The sequence below is a fragment of the Nonomuraea sp. NPDC003709 genome (assembly GCF_040610775.1).
GTDB classification, from domain to species: domain Bacteria; phylum Actinomycetota; class Actinomycetes; order Streptosporangiales; family Streptosporangiaceae; genus Nonomuraea; species Nonomuraea angiospora_A.
Map to the genome: position 1 here is coordinate 1 of NZ_JBEXMW010000021.1, position 16,126 is coordinate 16,126.

The 16,126-nt window shown below is 70.3% G+C and carries 11 protein-coding genes; 5 read left to right on the top strand and 6 right to left on the bottom strand.

From position 1 onward, the window contains the following. Window positions 1-189 precede the first annotated feature (189 nt). Window positions 190-3,237 carry a glycoside hydrolase family 3 N-terminal domain-containing protein gene (locus ABZX61_RS46395; RefSeq protein ID WP_355204553.1) on the top strand — a complete coding sequence of 1,016 codons (3,048 nt, stop codon included), beginning with the start codon at window positions 190-192 and terminating at the stop codon, window positions 3,235-3,237. Between the two features lie 45 nt (window positions 3,238-3,282). Here the strand turns inward: ABZX61_RS46395 and ABZX61_RS46400 are convergent, their stop codons facing one another. Next, a complete protein-coding gene (locus ABZX61_RS46400) occupies window positions 3,283-3,654 on the bottom strand; it encodes a VOC family protein (RefSeq protein ID WP_355204555.1) in 372 nt (123 codons plus the stop codon). Window positions 3,655-3,729: 75 nt separating this feature from the next. Here ABZX61_RS46400 and ABZX61_RS46405 point away from each other — a divergent pair, with 75 nt between their 5' ends. Further along, the gene (locus tag ABZX61_RS46405; RefSeq protein WP_355204557.1) at window positions 3,730-4,293 is read left to right on the top strand and encodes a thioredoxin family protein; all 564 of its coding nucleotides are present in this window, start codon (window positions 3,730-3,732) and stop codon (window positions 4,291-4,293) included. A gap of 292 nt (window positions 4,294-4,585) precedes the next feature. On the opposite strand, the gene ABZX61_RS46410 is transcribed toward ABZX61_RS46405, so the two are convergent. After that, window positions 4,586-4,903, bottom strand: a complete 318-nt coding sequence (locus ABZX61_RS46410; protein ID WP_350739125.1) for a hypothetical protein — start codon at window positions 4,901-4,903, stop codon at window positions 4,586-4,588. Between the two features lie 139 nt (window positions 4,904-5,042). Here ABZX61_RS46410 and ABZX61_RS46415 point away from each other — a divergent pair, with 139 nt between their 5' ends. After that, window positions 5,043-5,537 (top strand): carbonic anhydrase, encoded by a 495-nt coding sequence (locus ABZX61_RS46415; RefSeq protein ID WP_350739128.1) that lies wholly within the window; start codon window positions 5,043-5,045, stop codon window positions 5,535-5,537. 641 nt (window positions 5,538-6,178) lie between these two features. Here ABZX61_RS46415 and ABZX61_RS46420 read toward each other — a convergent pair. Then, on the bottom strand, window positions 6,179-8,245 hold the full coding sequence (locus tag ABZX61_RS46420; RefSeq protein WP_355204560.1) for a DNA topoisomerase IV subunit B: 2,067 nt from the start codon (window positions 8,243-8,245) through the stop codon (window positions 6,179-6,181). Window positions 8,246-8,492: 247 nt separating this feature from the next. Here ABZX61_RS46420 and ABZX61_RS46425 point away from each other — a divergent pair, with 247 nt between their 5' ends. Further along, window positions 8,493-8,723 carry a hypothetical protein gene (locus tag ABZX61_RS46425; RefSeq protein WP_139635676.1) on the top strand — a complete coding sequence of 77 codons (231 nt, stop codon included), beginning with the start codon at window positions 8,493-8,495 and terminating at the stop codon, window positions 8,721-8,723. 398 nt (window positions 8,724-9,121) lie between these two features. Here the strand turns inward: ABZX61_RS46425 and ABZX61_RS46430 are convergent, their stop codons facing one another. Further along, complete coding sequence (locus ABZX61_RS46430) at window positions 9,122-9,862, bottom strand: GNAT family N-acetyltransferase (RefSeq protein WP_355204563.1); 741 nt, start codon at window positions 9,860-9,862, stop codon at window positions 9,122-9,124. 339 nt (window positions 9,863-10,201) lie between these two features. Here ABZX61_RS46430 and ABZX61_RS46435 point away from each other — a divergent pair, with 339 nt between their 5' ends. Beyond that, window positions 10,202-10,948: a peroxide stress protein YaaA gene (locus tag ABZX61_RS46435; protein ID WP_355204566.1), complete on the top strand. Its 747-nt coding sequence runs from the start codon at window positions 10,202-10,204 to the stop codon at window positions 10,946-10,948. A 1,035-nt stretch (window positions 10,949-11,983) separates the two neighbouring features. Here the strand turns inward: ABZX61_RS46435 and ABZX61_RS46440 are convergent. After that, complete coding sequence (locus ABZX61_RS46440) at window positions 11,984-13,636, bottom strand: RNA polymerase sigma factor (protein WP_355204569.1); 1,653 nt, start codon at window positions 13,634-13,636, stop codon at window positions 11,984-11,986. Between the two features lie 242 nt (window positions 13,637-13,878). Then, on the bottom strand, window positions 13,879-15,975 hold the full coding sequence (locus ABZX61_RS46445; protein ID WP_355204572.1) for a SpoIIE family protein phosphatase: 2,097 nt from the start codon (window positions 15,973-15,975) through the stop codon (window positions 13,879-13,881). Window positions 15,976-16,126: the final 151 nt, after the last annotated feature.

Sequence of the window (16,126 nt, forward strand, 5' to 3'; positions counted from 1 at the left end):
CGCCCGGGCGGGCGCCCCCCGCCGCCCGGGCGCGGGCCCGCGCCCGGGGGGGGGCCGGCGCGCCCGCCCCCCCCCCCCCCCCGCGCGGCCCCGCCCCCCCCCCCCCCCCCCCCCGACAGCGCCTGTTATGAATCACGGATCGGCACCGATCTCATCTGGGAGAGCGCTCTCTCTCCTACTGGAGGTACCGTGTTCCGAGCCAGACGCCCGTTATGGGTGGCTCTTTCCCTGGTCGCCGCCCTGATCGTCGCACCACAGGCGGCCGCGGCCGCCGACCCCCTCACGATCACCGATTTCGAGTCAGGCGGCGTTCCCTCAGGCGTGTACGCCTGGGGCAACGACGCGGCCTCGACCCCCACGCTCACGATCGAGCCTGGCCCCGGCAGGCCGGGAGCCCCGGCGACCAACCGGGTGCTCAAGTCGGTCTACACCGTGAGCCAGTGGGGCGGCTGGTCGCACGATCTGGCCGCCACCCAGGACTGGTCCCCGTACGAGGGCTTCGCCTTCTGGGTGAACGGCGCCGCCTCGGGCCAGAAGATCTTCTTCGAGGTCAAGGACGGCGGCGGCGGGGCGGGCGCCGCCGAGCTGTTCGAGTCGTCGTTCACCGACGACACGGCGGGCTGGCGGCAGGTGAAGGTGCCGTTCGGGAGCTTCACCAGGCGCGCCGACTACCAGCCCGGCGGCGCGCCGTCCGACGGTGAGCTGGACCTGGTCGCCATGTGGGGCTACTCGATGCGGCTCCCGGCCTCCTCCCAGGGCACCCTGGAGTGGGACCAGGTCGAGCTCTACGGCACCGCTCCCCCGCGCCCGGTCAGGCTGTCCACCGACCGGCCCGTCTACCCGGTGAACGAGAAGGGCGAGGCCAAGGTCAACGTCACCGTCACCACCGCCGACGGCCGCCCCCTGCCCGCCGACCTGACCGTGACCTACAGGACCGGTACGGGCACCGCGACCCCCGGCGGCGACTACACGCCCGTCGAAGGCACGCTGACGTTCCCCGCGGGCAGGGCGTCCGGGGCCGCCAAGGCGTTCACGGTCAAGACGCTGAAGGACGGCCAGGACGAGGTCGCCGAGACCATCCCGATCGAATTGTCCGGCACGGGCACCAGGCCCCCGGCCGAGGCCCCGGTGGTCGTGATCAACGCGCACGGCCTCCCCTACCTGAACCCCCGCAAACCGATCAAGGAACGCGTCGCCGACCTGATCGGGCGGATGACGCCGGACGAGAAGATCGGGCAGATGACGCAGGCCGAGCGCGGCGCGCTGGGCAAGCAGAGCGACATCGCCACGTACGTGCTCGGCTCCCTGCTGTCGGGCGGCGGCTCCACCCCCTCGTCCAACACGCCGCGGGCCTGGGCCGACATGATCGACGCGTTCCAGCTCCAGGCGCAGCGGACCCGGCTCCAGGTGCCGCTGATCTACGGCGTGGACGCCGTGCACGGCCACAACAACGTGGTCGGCGCGACGATCTTCCCCCACAACGTGGGCCTGGGCGCCACCCGCGACCCGGACCTCGTCGAGCGGGCGGGCGAGATCACCGCCCGCGAGGTCAAGGCCACCGGCATCCCCTGGGACTTCGCGCCGTGCCTGTGCGTGTCGCGCGACGACCGGTGGGGGCGGGCCTACGAGTCGTTCGGGGAGGACCCGGCGCTGGTGTCGCGGATGGCCACGGTCATCGACGGCCTGCAGGACAACGGGGTGCTGGCCACGGCCAAGCACTACGTCGGCGACGGCGGCACCGCGTACGGCTCCTCGACCAGCGGCGACTACACGATCGACCAGGGCGTCACCAAGGTCGGCCGCCAGGAGCTGGAGGCGGTCCACCTGGCGCCGTTCGTGGAGGCGGTCAAGCGCGGCGTGGCCACCGTCATGCCGTCGTTCTCCAGCGTCGACTTCGGTGACGGGCCGCTCAAGATGCACGCCCACAAGGAGCTGATCACGGACGTGCTCAAGGGCCGGCTGGGCTTCAAGGGGTTCGTGATCAGCGACTGGCAGGCCATCGACCAGATCCCCGGCGACTACCCGAGCGACGTGCGCACCTCCGTCAACGCCGGGCTCGACATGATCATGGTGCCGTACGCCTACCCGGTCTTCGAGAGCACGCTGAAGGCCGAGGTCGAGGCCGGGCGCGTGCCGGTCAGCCGGGTGGACGACGCGGTCGCCAGGATCCTGACCCAGAAGTTCCGGCTGGGGCTGTTCGAGCACCCGTACGCCGACCGGTCGGGGATCGACGACGTCGGCTCGGCGGCGCACCGGGCGGTCGCGCGCACGGCGGCGGCCAGGTCACAGGTGCTGCTGAAGAACGACGGCGGCCTGCTCCCCCTGCGCCGCGACGCCAGGATCTACGTGGCCGGCTCGAACGCCGACGACATCGGCAACCAGGCCGGCGGCTGGACGATCAGCTGGCAGGGCTCGTCCGGGCCGATCACTCCCGGCACCACGATCCTGTCGGCCATCCGCTCCCGCGCGTCCTCCGTGACGTACTCCCGCGACGCCTCGGCCGAGCCGGCCGGGCACGACGTGGGCGTCGTGGTGGTGGGCGAGACCCCGTACGCCGAGGGACAGGGCGACGTGGGCCGCGCCGGGCGCACGCTGGAGCTGTCGGCCGCCGACCGGGCCGCGATCGACAAGGTGTGCGGGGCGATGAAGTGCGCGGTCCTGGTCGTCTCCGGGCGTCCGCTGCAGCTCGGCGACCTGTCGGGCGTCGAGGCCGTGGTGGCCTCCTGGCTGCCGGGCACCGAGGGCGCGGGGGTGGCCGACCCATTGTTCGGGGCGGTGCCGTACACGGGGCGGCTGCCGTTCACCTGGTTCCGTTCGGTGGCGCAGCTGCCGATCAACGTGGGCGACGCGGCTTATGACCCGCTCTGGCCTTACGGGTGGGGGCTGCGTACCGACCGGGCCCGCGACCGGCTCAAGGCGGCGCGCGACCGGCTCGCCTCCGGCGACGGGTTCTCCAAGGCCGCGTCGCTGGTCCTCGCGCTGCCCGCGCGCGCCTGGAACGCCGACGGGTCCGTACGTGACGCGCGGGCCGTCCTGGGCGCCCTGGGCACGGCCGCGACGCTGCTCGAACGGTCGAAGACGGACGCGTACACCGTGGACGACGCCGTCGTGTCGGTGGCCAGGGACGTCGCGCAGGGCGCGGGCAGACGGCCCGACCTGCAGGCGGCGGCCGACCACGAGCTGGCGGCGGGCAACCTGAGGAAGGCGGTGGACCTGCTGGCCCAGGCCGCCCGCTGAGGTCACGAGGGGCTGTCCCCGCCGGGGCGGGGACAGCCCCTCACGTCAGGCGCGGCACAGGCAGAACGGGTGTCCGGCCGGATCCAGGAACACCCGGAAGCTGTCGTCCTCGCTCGGCTGGTGCCCGTGCTTGGTCGCGCCGATCTCGATCACCTGCTTCTCCGCCTCGTCCATGTCGGCCACCGTTACGTCGAGGTGGAGCTGCTGGGGGCGTTCCGGATCCGGCCAGGTGGGCGGCCGGAAGTCGGGGGCGAGCTGGAACCCCACCCGTTTGGGAGCACCGCCGTCGCTCACCACCACCCACTCGTCATCGGCGTAGGTGACGGGCCATCCCAGCAGCCGGGAGTAGAACTCGGCCAGCGCCCTGGGGTCGGGACAATCGAGCACGACAGTGCGGAACTCCGCGATGCCACTCACGCGATTCACCTCTCATATTCGTTTTGCGGGCACGTCTTCGTTTTGCGGGCACGTCCGCAGACGAGAATGGATGCCATGGCTGCCAACTCGTACATGGTGCCGCTCGGCACCCCAGCACCCGCCTTCGACCTGACCGCCATCGACGGCGGCAGTGTCTCACTCGGGGATCTCAAGGGCTCGCCCGCCACTCTGGTGGTCTTCCTGTCCAACCACTGCCCGTATGTGCGCCACATCGAGAAGGGCCTCGGCGCCTTGGCCGCCGACTACGGCGCCAGGCTTTCCATAGTCGCGATCAGCAGCAATGACAGCGTGAACTACCCGGACGATGATCCGACACACCTGGCGGAGCAGGCGGCGCGGGCCGGGTTCGCGTTTCCGTACCTGCTGGACGACACCCAGGAGGTCGCCAAGGCCTACCGGGCGGCGTGCACGCCCGACTTCTTCCTGTACGACGCGCACCTGCAGCTCGTCTATCGAGGCGAGTTCGACGGCGCCAGGCCGGGCAACTCGGTGCCGGTGACCGGCGAGTCGCTGCGCGCCGCCATCGACGCCGTGCTCGAGGGCGAGCCGGTGCCCGGGGAGCAGAACCCTTCGCTCGGCTGCGGCATCAAGTGGAAGCCGGGCAACGCTCCCGCGTGATCCGGTTCCAGCCCCGCTCACCGGGCGGTGCCCAGCCGAGCAGCACCGGGACGCGGTGACGGCCGACCGACCTCGGCAAGCCGGTCTGAGGTGCCCCCACTGTCTGCCCGTGTGGCGCGTCGCCACCGCCTGCCCCCGGCAGTCACCTGGTCGGCCCTGGCGGTGGGGGCCGCGGGGAAGGGGCCGGCGCTGCGGCCGCGAGAAAGTGGCACGCATGTTCGCCGGGTTCGACGTGCTCGAACCCGGCGGCACCCGCGTGGCGGAGCCCGCGGGCGGCGAGCGGGCGGGCCGCTCAGGCGCCCGCGGCGCTGACGGCGGGCGGGAGGGCCAGCAGCAGTTCGTGCGGCTCGCCGCCGTCCCAGTGGCGGATCAGCTGGTTGCCTCCCTCCCCTGGGTCGAAGCTCTCGCACCCCAGGGGCCCGTAGCAGCCCGCCTGGTCCAGCATGAGGATCAGCGGATCGTCCTCGGGCAGGCTGGCCGCATAGGCGGCGGTGTCGAGGAGAGCCAGGGCCAGCCTGGCGTTGCGACCGCCGTCCTTGGACTCCACGCGGTCGAGGCGGCGCCGGGCTTGGGCACGGAGGTACTCGGCGAGCGATTCGGACCTACTCACGACAAACCTTCTTCGATCACGTACATACGGCTACGACATCATCACGCAAGGTGACGGTTTTTCGTGGGACGTTTGCCAACTCCAGCCAGTCGCCACCCCGTCTATCACTGGCTTTGGGGCACGGTGCATCATTTGTTGCATGAGTGCGTTCGACGACCTGTATGCCGCCAACGCGAGGTTTGCCAAGAAGTTCGGAAACTCCGGCCTCACCGGCCGCGCCGGCCGTGGGCTGGCCGTCGTGACCTGCATGGACTCCCGCATCGACCCGCTCGGCCTGCTGGGCCTGAAGCCCGGCGACGCCAAGATCCTGCGCAACGCGGGCGCCCGGGTGACGGACGACGTCCTGCGCACCCTGGTGCTGGCCGTCTACCTGCTCGGCGTGGAACGCGTGCTCGTCATGCCCCACACGGACTGCGGCATGGCCAAGGTCACCGACCCGGACGTCCACGCCCTCACCCAGGAACGCGGGGTGGACACCCGCAGCCTGGAGTTCCACACGGTCCCCGACCAGACCGAGGCGCTCCGCCACGACCTCACCCGCATCAGGACCAGCCCGTTCCTGCCGGAGGGCATGCCGATCGCGGGAGCCATCTACGACGTCCGCACGGGCCGGCTGACGCCTGCCGCGTTCTGAAAGAATTCACCTGACCTGAGTGGTGCCCGGTCCGTACAGCATGACCGGGCGCCCCGGACCCGCCCTGAGCGCGTTCGAGAGGACGCGCTTCGGGCGATCCGAGCTCTCCCCCGTCCTCGTACGAGAGGACGCGCTTTGGGCGATCCGAGCTCTCCCCCCGTCCCCGACGGCACGAGCGCGGACGACTTCGTGGGGGCACTGCGCCGGTTGCGGTTGTGGGCGGGCTCGCCGTCGATGTGACGGCTCGGTGGAACCAAGGTGGTCTCGGGGCCCGAAGTCGCCATCATTCCCCCGAGCACGATCTCGTACGTGCTGGCGGCCGCGCCTGGAGTTCGTGGAGGCGTACGTCGCAGCCTGCCTCGCGGCCCCGCTCCGCGCGTCAGAGCCTCGAGAGGCCGCGCTGAGCCGCGACCCGGCGTACCACTCCAGGAGATCGCCAAACGGCCCTGCATGGCACCTCAGAGCCGCGCGCGCATGCCTCAGGAACTCCCCTGACCGTTCACAGCGAGCTCACCAGCCACCCTGGGCACCCCGGGGCGGTCTCTCCCTGGGCCCCCTGGGCGGCCTCCCAGACGCCCGTCGCGTACCCAACCTCACCGGACGGCGGAACGGCTCCACGTCCTCACCGGACGGCGGAACAGCTAGGCGTCGATGTGGTCGCGGTCGACCTCGGCGGCGCTGTTGACGATGAACTCCCGCCGAGGCGCAACCTCGCTCCCCATGAGCAGGTTGAAGATGGCCTCGGCCTCCTCGACGTCCTCGATGCGGACGCGGCGCAGGACGCGGTGGCGCGGGTCCATGGTCGTCTCGGCCAGCTGGTCGGCGTCCATCTCGCCCAGACCCTTGTACCGCTGCACGGGGTCCTTCCACCGCTTGCCCCGGCGTTCGAGATCACGCAGCACCTTCTGCAGCTCGGCGTCCGAGTAGCAGTAGATGTACTTCTCCTTGCCCCGCCCGGGGTTGGTCAGCTCGATGCGGTGCAGCGGCGGCACGGCGGCGAACACGCGCCCCGCCTCCACCATCGGCCGCATGTAGCGGTGGAAGAGGGTCAGCAGCAGGCAGCGGATGTGGGCACCGTCCACGTCGGCGTCGGCCATGAGGATGACCTTGCCGTAGCGGGCGGATTCGATGTCGAACGAGCGCCCGGACCCAGCCCCGACGACCTGGATGATGGCGGCGCACTCGGCGTTCTTGAGCATGTCGCTCACGGACGCCTTCTGGACGTTGAGGATCTTGCCCCGGATCGGCAGCAGCGCCTGGAACTCCGAGTCGCGGGCCAGCTTGGCCGTGCCAAGGGCCGAGTCACCCTCGACGATGAACAGCTCGCTGCGGTCGATGCCGTCGCTGCGGCAGTCGACCAGCTTCGCCGGGAGCGCCGAGTTTTCCAGCGCGCTCTTGCGCCGCTGGTTGTCGCGGTGCTCGCGGGCCGCGATGCGGGCCTTGGCGGCGGCGACGATCTTCTCGAGCACGGCGCGCAACTGCTGCTTGAAGCCGCGCGGCGGGTTGGTGAACAGCTCCCTCAGCTCGCGGGAGACCACGTGGGAGACGATGCGGGTGGCCGCAGAGGTGCCGAGCACCTCCTTGGTCTGGCCCTCGAACTGCGGCTCCGGCACCCGGACCGTGACCACGCCGGTCAGGCCCTCGGAGATGTCGCTGTTGGTGACGGGGTCGTCGCCGTTCTTCAGCAGGCGCGTCTCGCGCAGCAGCTCGTTGACCGTGCGCACCAGGCCGCGCTCGAACCCGGTCAGGTGGGTGCCACCCTTGGGGGTGGAGATCACGTTGACGAACGAGCGGACGGTCGACTCGTAGCCCTTGCCCCAGCGGATCGCCACGTCGACGGTGAGCTCGCGCTGCACCTCGGTGGGCGTCATGTGGCCCTGGTCGTCGAGGACCGGCACGGTCTCGTGGAAGTGGCCCAGGCCCTGCAGCCGCAGCACCTCGCACACGGCCTCGTCGCGGGCCAGGAACTCGGTGAACTCGGAGATGCCGCCGTCGAAGCGGAACTCCTCCTCGGTGCGCTCCTCGTGCCTGCTGTCGAAGACGGCCAGCGTCAGGCCGGGCACCAGGAACGCGGTCTGCCGCAGGCGCACGTGGATCTCGTCGAGCGAGACCTCGGCGTCGGGCAGGAAGATCTGCTTGTCGGCCCAGAAGCGCACACGGGTGCCGGCGACGTTCTTGGGGAGCTTGTCGCCGATGTGCAGGCCGGACTTCTTCTTGAACTTCGCGGTGGGCCCGGGGCCGTCGAAGATCCCGGGGACGCCACGGCGGAAGCTGATCTCGTGGACCTTGCCGTCGCGGTCGACCTCGACGTCCACTCGCGAGGACAGGGCGTTGACCACGGAGGCGCCGACGCCGTGCAGGCCACCGGACGCGCCGTAGGAGCCGCCGCCGAACTTGCCGCCCGCGTGCAGCTTGGTATAAACCAGCTCGACCCCGGCCAGACCGCTCTTGGGCTCGATGTCGACGGGGATGCCCCGGCCGTTGTCGCGCACCTCGATGGAACCGTCGGCGTAGAGCTCGACCTCGATGCGGTCACAATGACCCGCCAGCGCCTCGTCGACGCCGTTGTCCACGATCTCCCAGAGGCAGTGCATGAGCCCGCGGCTGTCGGTGGACCCGATGTACATACCAGGGCGCTTGCGAACTGCTTCCAGGCCCTCAAGCACCGACAGGTGACGAGCCGTGTAACCCGCCTCCACTAGCGTCACTCCAGCTCCCCTGGTCTAGGCATCGAACACGTGTGCGTAGCTTACCGTTCTTCCCACACGCGCGCGTACAAGCTTGCCATGCCGACACGTTTGCTGTTACCAACCGGCTGATCGTCATTACTTTGGGACACATTCCGCTCTGGGCGTAGAGAGGGGGCGGTTGGGAACGTCCACGTCCGGTTAGATGTTGTTCCAAGTGACTGACGCCAGATCCTCGCTTCGGCGGGGGTGACCCGAAAGGCGATACGTGACTGGAGCTCTCGCCCCCGTTAAGCCGCTGACGGCCCTCGACCGCTGCGACCGCTGCGGTGCCCAGGCCTACATTCGCGCGACCCTGCCTGTGGGTGGGGAGTTGCTGTTCTGCGCCCACCACGGGCGTCAGCACATCGCAGCGCTGCGCGAAAAGGGTGCCGACATCCTGGACGAGTCGGCTCGACTCAGCGAAACCCCTTCAAATGCCCCCAACGACGAGCGCTGACGCAGCGCCTGTCGTGCTGAGATAACCACATATAGCGACAACGCAGAACGGCGACCCCGGCACCGCCCGGGGCCGCCGTTCTGCGTTCAGTCACTCTGGTATGCCCGGGGACACGCCGTCATGCACGGAGAACGGGGTTTATACGAGCGAAACGGCCGGTGCACACGCAGACGCGCGACTTCGCAGGTAGGCCGACCACTTCGCAGGCAGACGCGCGACTTCACGGGCAGACGCGCCGCTTCACGGGCAGACGCGCGACTTCACGGGAAGACGCGCCGCTTCGCAGGCGGACGCGCGACTTTGCGGGACGCCAGAGCCGCGCAGAGCGGCCGCCGGGACCGATAACGACGCGGTCGTGCCCAGAGCATCGGCCGCGCCCAAAGCGACAGTGGGGCCGGTCAGCGGACCCGGTAGTGGTACCGGTCCACGATCTCGAGTCCCTCACCACGGTAGAGAGCCTGAGCGGCCAGGTTCGGGGCCGTGGTGACCAGGTAGGCGGATTTCGCATCCGCATGCCGCACGAGCGCCCGGATGACCGCACGAGCCAGTCCTCGCCTGCGGGCCTGGGGCAGGGTGGCCATGCAGTAGATCCCAAGGGTGTCACTCTGCGAGGACGCCTCGTCCCCAGGGACACCGTACGTGCCGGCCTGGGGCACGGCCCGGCCGACGGCCAGTGCCACGCCGTCCTCCTCGAACGCCGCGTACCAGGCGGGCACCCCGGTGCAGATGCGCTCCGCCTCCTCGAACCCGGTGCCGTAACGACCGTCCACGGCCCACCACGTCTCCAGCCAGCCCTGCCACGGCCGGTCCTCGATCCTCACCTGGTACGGGGGCGGAGGGCCGGCGGGCGAGCCGGCCATGATGACGGTCGGATCGACCAGCTCATAGCCTCTCCGCTCCAGCTCCTCGTCCAGCCCGGGCGTGGCGTTCGGCCCCAGCGAGAAGACGCAACGCACCCCGCGCTCCCCGTAGAAGGCCTCCGCCGCCTCGATCGCCCCGTCCAGGTCGGCGGGCTCGTCCAGAGGGAGTACCGAGTTGGCCCGCTTGGTCACGCCACCGGCGTAACGAAGCACCCATCCGTCGTGAACGCGCTGCTCATAGGCGGGCCAGGCCTCATGGACAAGGAGGTCGAAATTCACCCGCGCAGCCTAGCCGACCTCCGAATACGCCTACCCTCCTGCCCGCCGGGCACCGGGGCTGAAGCCTCCCCAGAACGCTTCAACACCGTGCCGCAGGGCCGGGCCCATGCCGGAGCGGGACTCGCCGCCATGCCGGGAGCCTGCGCCCGAGGCCGACGATTCAGCGAAGAACATGGCCCAGGGGGCGCCGTTGCGGCGGCCGGCCATGTCCACCCGGTGAGCGTCACCCTGGACAGAGCCCGGCCACGGTCGGCGGGTGGTGCCCGCTTGGGCCACCGTAAAAGATCGTGACGGGGACGGCGGGAGAGCCTCCGACCAGGAGCAATAAGGTAAGGGGTTGTGCTGATCCTGTTGCCGCCGTCCGAGGGGAAGGCGCCCGAAGGCAGCGGGCCGCCCGTCGGCGAGCTGTCCTTCCCCACCCTCGACAAGGCCCGCAAGCGCGTGCTGAACGCGCTCGTACGGGCCTCCAAGCGCCGCGACGCCCTCGACGTGCTCGGCCTCACGCCTGGGCTCGCCGGCGAGCTGGTCAAGAACGCGGCCCTCAAGACCGCCCCCACCCTGCCCGCCGCCGACCTCTACACCGGCGTCCTCTACGACAACCTCGGGCTGGGCACCCTCGACGAAGAGGCGCGGAGGCGGGCGGAGGAGTCGGTGCTGATCTTCTCCGGCCTGTGGGGTGTGGTGAGAATCACAGATCTCATCCCGCCGTACCGGCTCTCGATGGGCGTCAATCTCCCGCCTCTCGGCGGGTTGGCCACGTTCTGGCGTCCGTTGATCGCCAAGGAGCTGGACCGGGTGCCGGGGCTGGTGGTGGATCTCCGTTCGGCCACGTACGCGAGCGCCTGGCAGCCTGGCACACGGTCGGTGACGGTACGGGTGTTCCGGGACGGCAAGGTCGTCAGCCACATGGCCAAGGCGACCCGGGGGGAGATCGCCCGAGCCCTTCTGCGGCACGACACCGCCCCGGACACCCCTGACGAGCTGGCCAAGACCCTCGATGCCCTGGGCTACACCATCGACCTGGCCGAGCCCGCCCGCGCCAACCGCCCCTGGACCCTCGACGCGCACGTCACCGACCCGGAGTAAGGGGTCGCGGGGCGGCTGCTGCCCATCGCCCGATCGCCGGGAGCCGTTCAAGGGCGGGCCCGCCCTGGTGATGCCGCCTCTCGACGGTGACCGTCCGTAGCGACGACCCTCAGGCGGGGATACGTCCCACGAGCCGTGCCACAACGGGCGTGGGGTGGGGCGATTGGCGTGCGGTGGGGGTACTGGGACTGCTGACCGTCGCTGGCGCGGGCATACATCCGGGCTCGGGCGAGGCGCATGCGCCTGAGCTCGGGCGTGGCGGAGGCACGTTACGGGCTACGGGCCACGATCGTCGGCGCAGCGCCTTGGACGATTCACTCGATCGCGGGCCGCCCGGGCGTGTCGCACGATCATGGGCCGCCCGGGCGTGGCGGAGGCACGTTACGGGCTACGGGCCACGACAGTCGGCGCAGCGCCCCGGGCGTGTCGCACGATCGCGAACTGCCCAGGCGTTTTCGCACGATCACCGGCTGCCCGGGCGTGTCGTACGGCCGCGACGCTGGATATACGCGGCGTCAGCGATGCGACCGGGGGCGCCCCGAGGCGCGGTGGAGAGCGACGGGAGCGCGACAGAACCGCCCGTGGTGCAGTGGGGGCGGTGGTAGTGCGACAAGCCATCCACGCTGCAGCGGCGGTCCCGTCGGGGTGTGGCGGCGCGGCGATGGTGCAACTGAGGCGTTGGGGACTGCGAAAAGCCACCGACGGCGCAGCGGCGGTGCCATCGGCCGGTGCGGAGGGGGCGGGGGTGCAGCCGAGGTGCCAACGGTGCGACGAGCGACCATGATCCAGCGGCGGTGCGGGGAGTACGGTAGAGCCGTCAGCGGTCTGGCGCGGCGTGCAGCAGAGCCGTCGGCTGGGTGGCGGGGCGTGCAGCAGGGCCGTCAGTTGGGTGACGGGGTGTGAGACAGGGCTGTCGGCTGGGTGGCGGGTGTGCGGCGGAGCCGTCTGCGGTGTGGCAGACGCGGAGTGGAATGGTGGGTGGGAATGCCGCCGCCCCGCACGGAAGGACCGGGCGGGGCGGGGGATTCGTGCGTGTTAGTCCAAGTAGTCCCGGAGGACCTGGGAGCGCGAGGGGTGGCGCAGCTTGGACATGGTCTTCGACTCGATCTGGCGGATGCGCTCACGGGTGACCCCGTAAACCTTGCCGATCTCGTCCAGCGTCTTCGGCTGCCCGTCGGTGAGACCGAAGCGCATCGAGACGACGCCCGCTTCCCGCTCCGACAACGTGTCGAGAACGGAGTGCAGCTGCTCCTGGAGCAGCGTGAAGCTGACGGCGTCGGCTGGGACGATGGCCTCGGAGTCCTCGATGAGGTCGCCGAACTCGCTGTCGCCCTCCTCACCCAGCGGGGTGTGGAGAGAGATGGGCTCACGGCCGTACTTCTGGACCTCGACGACCTTCTCGGGCGTCATGTCCAGCTCGCGGGCCAGCTCTTCCGGCGTGGGCTCGCGGCCCAGGTCCTGCAGCATCTGCCGCTGGACGCGGGCCAGCTTGTTGATCACTTCGACCATGTGGACCGGGATGCGGATGGTCCGCGCCTGGTCGGCCATGGCACGCGTGATCGCCTGCCGGATCCACCACGTGGCGTAGGTGGAGAACTTGTAGCCCTTGGTGTAGTCGAACTTCTCGACGGCCCTGATCAGACCCAGGTTGCCTTCCTGGATCAGGTCGAGGAAGAGCATGCCGCGGCCGGTGTAGCGCTTGGCCAGCGAGACCACGAGCCGGAGGTTGGCCTCCAGCAGGTGGTTCTTGGCCCGGCGACCGTCCTCGGCGATCCACTCCAGCTCGGCCTTGACGTCGACCGGCAGCCCCTCGGTCTCCCCGCCGCCGAGCTGCTCCTCGGCGAACAGGCCCGCCTCGATGCGCTTGGCGAGCTCGACCTCCTGCTCGGCGTTGAGCAGGGGGACCTTGCCGATCTGCTTGAGGTAGTCCTTGACCGGGTCGGCGGTGGCGCCGGCGGCGGCCACCTGGGCGACCGGGGCGTCATCGTCGTCGTCGGACAGGATGAGGACCTCGTCCTCGGTCTTCTGGACCGCGGCGACCTCGGAAGGCTTGGGCTCGGCGTCGGACTCGTCGTCGGACTCCTCCTCACCTTCGGAGTCGGAGTCCTCGGCCACGATCTCGTCGTCCTCGACGTCGATATCCTCGAGGTCCTCCAGCTCCACGTCGCCGTCGAGCTCGATGTCCTCGTCGTCGTCGGCGTCGGCCCGGGACTCGGGCTTCGGCTTGGTCTCGGCAGGCCCAGCGCTCTTCGGCTCGGCCTTCTTGGCGGCGGCGGGAGCCGCGGCCTTCTTCGCCGCCGGAGCGGCCTTCTTGGCAGGGGCCGCCTTCTTGGCGGCCGGCTCGGCTTCAGTGGTGCCCACGACCGCGGTCACGGTCTCGGGCTGCTGCTCTTTGGCGGCCGCTGCCGTCTTGGTCTTGACGGGGGCAGCGGTGCGGCGCTTTGCTGGACCACGAGACTTCTTCGGCGCAGCCGAATCCGCGGCGGTCACGACCACGGTCACGCCCTCTTTGCTGAGGTTCCGCAAGAACGCGGCGGCGTGCGACATGGGGATGTCCGCCTCCTCAAAGGCCTGACGGACATCCTCAGACTCGAGGAAACCCTGCGAGCGCCCACGCTCGAGCAGTCGCTGAATGACGGGCTCGTTCAGCTCTTGTGGCTTCGAGCGAGTCGAACTTGCAGGCGACACGAACACCTCTCGAACGAACGCGTGGCGACTATGGACCCAGATGCCCGCTGGGGGGCTGTTGCCTCTCTCGGAGATCGGTGAGGCCGTGCGGACCGCGACGGACCTGCACAGCATTCTGGCACGACCCCGCGCTCCGTACGGCCACCTCCCGGCGGTTGACCTCCACCCTAGGCCGACCGAGACAGTAGTGCGTACGTAAGCGGGGCACTGATACCCGAAAGCAACCGTTATGACTGTTTCATTCAGTCACTCTTCGTGGCTGGCGGGACGTGAATTGCTAGCGCGGTAACGTCATCATCCTGTTCATATCCAGACAACATCCGGTCAACCAGGAAGTCCAGCAACATGTGCGGACTACTCACAACTTCAGGCGGAGCTTCGGTCACAACACTGCAAAGGTCTGCCAATCCGGCATCCAGCCCGCGCTTCCTGTTCTCGACGAGACCGTCGGAGTAGAGCACGGCGGTATGGCCGGGCGGCACCACGAACCGGAACTGCCTGCGGCTGGTCGGCCAGCCTAGCGGAGTGCCGGGCTCGCCGTCGCACAGGATCGCCGTGCCCTGCGGCGAAACCAGGACGGGAGGCGGGTGGCCGGCCAGGGCCAGAGTGCCCTCGCCGGTGACCGGCTCCACGACCATGTACGCCAAAGTCGTGACCTGTTCTTCCTCTTCCGTGGCCTCGAAGACCCGGTCGAGCCCGGTCAGCACGGCCGCGGGCGGCGGGTTGGTCAGCGCCAGCGCCCGCATGGCGTTGCGGATGCGGCCCATGCCCGCCGCGGCCTTGACGCCCTTGCCCATGACGTCGCCGACGACCGCCGCGACCCGCCCGTCCTGCAGGACGAACGCGTCGTACCAGTCGCCACCGACCTGGACGTGGCGGCTGCCCGAGCGGAAGCGCTGGGCCAGCACCAGACCCTTGATCACGGGCAGGCGGTCGGGCAGCAGGCTGCGCTGCAGCGTCTCGGCGGTGCGGTGCTCACGCTCGAACAGCGTGGCCCGCTCGACCGCCAGCGCGCACTGGCCGGCCAGCGCCTCCAGGAAGACGCCGTCCTCCTGGGAGATCTTCACCGGCCTCGTGAAGGAGAATCGGAGCGCTCCCAGAGCCCTCCCCGCCGCCAGCAGCGGCAGGCCCACCCAGGCCCGCTCGTCGCCGTGGGTGATGAAGCCGGCCAGGATCTCCTCGTCGTCGCCCGCCTCGAGCAGCTGGGCCTTCAGCGACTCGGGCGACTCGGCGAAGACCGGCCGGCGGCTGTTGACGGCCATGGTCATCACGTTGGAGTGGGACAGCGGGATCTCGTCACCCGTGATCCCGGAGGCCTCCATGATGCCCTCGCCGTTGATCAACTTGAGCGCCGCGCGGTCGGGGTCGAGCAGCGCCACGGCCGAGCGGTCGGCGGCTAGGGCCGTGCGGCCCACGTCGATGATGACCTGCACCACCTGCTCGACCGTCAGGGCCTCGGCCAGCTGGGCGGTGGCGCCCTGGAGCCGGGCCGTGCGCAGGGCGGCGGCGCCGAGCTGGTCGGTCAGCCTGCCGCGCATCTCCTCGGCCTCGCGCTGCGGGGTGACGTCGGTGTTGGCGCCGACCCACTCGACGACCCGGCCGTGCCTGATGATCGGCACGGCCCGCACCTCGAAGTGTCGGTAGCCGCTGGCCCGGGTGCGCACGCGGTAGTTCCACTCGAACATGGTGCGCCCGCGCAGCGCCTCCCTCCAGGCCTCCTCGGTCTGCTGGCGCTCCTCGGGGTGGACGACCTCCAGCCAGCCGTTGGCGAGGTATTCCTCCAGGCCCTGGCCGGTGATGGCGCGCCACTGGGGAGCGTCCTCGACGACCGCGCCGGTGGGGGAGGTGATCCAGACGAGCTGCGACTGGGCCTCGACGAGCGAGCGGTAGCGCTCCTCGCTGCGGCGCAGCGCCTCCTCGGTCTGGCGGCTCTCGGTCACGTCGAGCCCGACGAGCGCGATCGCGCGCAGCTCGCCCGCCGCCTCGTCGTGGACCGGCGAGAACGACAGCGACCAGTGCCTGGTGTCGCCCTCCGCCGTCCGCACGCGTACGCGGCCCTCGGTGACGGGCGCGTCGGTCTCGATGACGGCCTGCACGGCGTGGGTGATGATCTGACTGAGGTCGGCGGCCAGCACCTCGACCGGCAGCCTGCCGGCCATGCGCTCGGCGGGCACGTTGACGACGTCGCTGAACACGTCGTTGACCCGCTGGATGCGGCCGTCGCCGTCGAAGAACGCGAAGGCGAACTCGGCCTCCGACAACATGCCCTTGAACAGAGCGGAGTCCGAGATGTCCACATCCGACTCCCGGGGACGGGGAACGGAGGTCTCGGCACTCATGGTCCGCACCTCCGTCGCGTGCCAGGGTCTCCCACGCGGCACATCTCCATAACTGTGTATCGGCGTAGCGCAGCTCCGGGCGACCGGATTCTGCAGTACATCATCGGCGATGGGCATGTGCGGACGGAAGCCCCTGCCGCGGCCCGGTCGC

What these genes read in the sequence shown, in the direction of transcription:
- ABZX61_RS46405 (WP_355204557.1), top strand. Translation starts at nt 3,730, where the DNA reads ATGGCTGCCAACTCGTACATGGTGCCGCTCGGCACCCCAGCACCCGCC.
- ABZX61_RS46445 (WP_355204572.1), bottom strand. Translation starts at nt 15,975, where the DNA reads ATGAGTGCCGAGACCTCCGTTCCCCGTCCCCGGGAGTCGGATGTGGAC.
- ABZX61_RS46415 (WP_350739128.1), top strand. Translation starts at nt 5,043, where the DNA reads ATGAGTGCGTTCGACGACCTGTATGCCGCCAACGCGAGGTTTGCCAAG.